Consider the following 1,592-nt stretch of genomic DNA (forward strand, 5'->3'; position numbering starts at 1 on the left):
AGTCCCGGCCCTCCACCGCCGACACCAACCGCCCCGCCTGCGCCCGCAACGCCGCCCCCGAACGACCCGACACCACCCACACCGTCTCCGCGCCGTCCCCCACCACGGACTCCGGCTCCGCGTCCACCTCAGGCGCGGCCTCCAGAATGACGTGCGCGTTCGTCCCCGAGATACCGAACGACGACACCCCCGCCCGCCGAACCCGCCCCGTCTCCGGCCACGGCACCGACTCCGTCAACAACCGCACCTCACCAGCGGCCCAGTCCACATGCGAACTCGGCTCGTCCACGTGCAGTGTGCGCGGAAGCACCCCGTGCCGCAGGGCCTGGATCATCTTGATGGCGCCCACGACGCCTGCGGCGGCCTGGGTGTGCCCGAGGTTGGACTTGACCGAGCCGAGCCATAGCGGCCGGTCCTCGGGGCGGTCCTGGCCGTAGGTGGCGAGTACCGCCTGCGCCTCGATCGGGTCGCCCAGGGACGTACCGGTGCCGTGCGCCTCGACGGCGTCCACGTCGGCCGGCGCGAGGCCCGCGGCGGCCAGCGCCTGCCGGATGACGCGCTGCTGCGACGGACCGTTCGGGGCGGTGAGGCCGTTGGACGCGCCGTCCTGGTTGACGGCGCTGGAGCGCATGACGGCCAGGACGCGGTGCCCGTTGCGGCGGGCGTCGGAGAGCCGCTCCAGGACGACGATGCCCGCGCCCTCCGACCAGCCGGTGCCGTCGGCGGACTCGGCGAACGCCTTGCAGCGCCCGTCGGCGGCGAGCCCGCCCTGCCGGCTGAACTCCACGAACGTGCCGGGCGTGGCCATCACCGTCACCCCGCCGGCCAGCGCGAGCGAGCTCTCGCCCGAGCGCAGCGACTGGCTCGCCAGGTGCATCGCCACCAGCGACGACGAGCACGCCGTATCCACCGTCACCGCCGGGCCCTCCAGCCCGAGGACGTAGGAGACCCGGCCGGACAGCACGCTCTGCGCGGCGCCGGTGAGGAGTTGGCCCTGCGCGTCGCCGCCGGCCTCGGCGACGAGGTCGCTGTAGCCGGAGTGGTAGCTGCCGACGAACACCCCGGCGGGGGTGCCGCCGAGGCCGGTGGGGTCGATGCCCGCGTGTTCCAGGGCCTCCCACGCCACTTCGAGGACCAGGCGCTGCTGCGGGTCCATCGCCAGCGCCTCGCGCGGGGAGATCCCGAAGAACCCGGCGTCGAACTCGGCGGCGGAGGCGAGGAACCCGCCTTCGCCCGCGACGGAGGTGTTCGGGCGGGTGCCGGTCGGGTCGTACAGCCCGGCCACGTCCCAGCCGCGGTCCCGCGGGAAGGGCGACATCGCGTCCGTACCGGAGGCGACCAGCCGCCACAGGTCGTCCGGGCCGGTCACCCCGCCCGGGTAGCGGCAGGCCATGCCCACGACCGCGATCGGGTCGTCGGCCGCCGACACCAGCGCGGGCAGCTCGGGCCGCGCGGCCGAGGCGGAGTCCGCGTCGCCGAACTGCTCGGCCAGGTGCGCGGCGAGGCGGTGCGCGGTGGGGTAGTCGAAGACGAGGGTCGCCGGCAGGGTGAGGCCGGTCGCGCTCTGGAGCCGATTGCGCAGTTCCACGGCC

General features: G+C 75.1%; 1 protein-coding gene. It reads right to left on the bottom strand.

Translation table 11 applies throughout. The features are described 5' to 3' along the window. The coding region (locus WA788_RS35235) for a type I polyketide synthase (RefSeq protein ID WP_335984521.1) at window positions 1-1,592 on the bottom strand (1,592 nt) is incomplete at both ends.

It is taken from the genome of Streptomyces sp. CA2R106 (assembly GCF_037034245.1).
Taxonomy (GTDB): domain Bacteria; phylum Actinomycetota; class Actinomycetes; order Streptomycetales; family Streptomycetaceae; genus Actinacidiphila.